Annotated in this window: 1 pseudogene; it reads right to left on the minus strand. The window is 57.3% G+C overall.

Annotated elements, in window-relative coordinates:
• Positions 1-128 precede the first annotated feature (128 nt).
• Positions 129-635, minus strand: a pseudogene (locus tag AB3347_RS25905) (DDE-type integrase/transposase/recombinase); the annotation flags it as partial.
• Between the last annotated feature and the right edge of the window lie 110 nt (positions 636-745).

Below are 745 nucleotides of genomic sequence, written 5' to 3' on the forward strand. Positions count from 1 at the left end.
CGGCATCATCTGCCGTAGTAGTGCTTCTTTCCGTTCTGCTGAATACTGCTTCACGCAATCTCTCTTGCCCGTCCCCGGTATGGTTTTACTTCACCAAGTGACGCGACAACTATTCTGACACCGGGGGACCAGTTGGTTGCAAATTCCTGGATTTCGTCGAGCGTCTCGAATAGGTGATGGGCGAGCCAATCATAGCGAACCGTCCTGTTGTAACGCTCGACGTAAGCGTTCTGCTGCGGCTGGCCGGGCTGAATGAATTCGATGCGGATGCCGCGCTTTGCAGCCCACGCCAGGGTCACCGCGCTGATGTATTCAGGGCCGTTGTCGCAGCGGATCGCTTCGGGCTTGCCGCGCCATTCGATGATCCGGTCGAGCGAGCGTATCACGCGCTCGGACGGCAGCGAGAAGTCGACTTCGATCCCCAAGCCTTCGCGGTTGAAGTCATCGATCACATTGAACAGACGGATGCTGCGCCCATCGGCAAGCTGGTCGTGCATGAAGTCCATCGACCAACTCTGGTTGATCGCAGTGGGCACCGCCAGCGGCAGCGGCTTCTCGCGCACCAAGCGATGACGCGGCTTGATCCGCAGGTTCAGCTCGAGCTCGCGGTAGATCCTATAGACGCGCTTGTCGTCTGATCGACTCCTAGTCAAGAATTTCGTCGACTAAAGAACTAAATTGCGAACAGTGGTCGTTGTCGTCTTCGTGGTCACCATGGGAGCGCCACAACATACTGCCAGACGTC

The sequence above is a fragment of the Massilia sp. X63 genome (genome assembly GCF_041023745.1).
Taxonomy (GTDB): domain Bacteria; phylum Pseudomonadota; class Gammaproteobacteria; order Burkholderiales; family Burkholderiaceae_D; genus Telluria.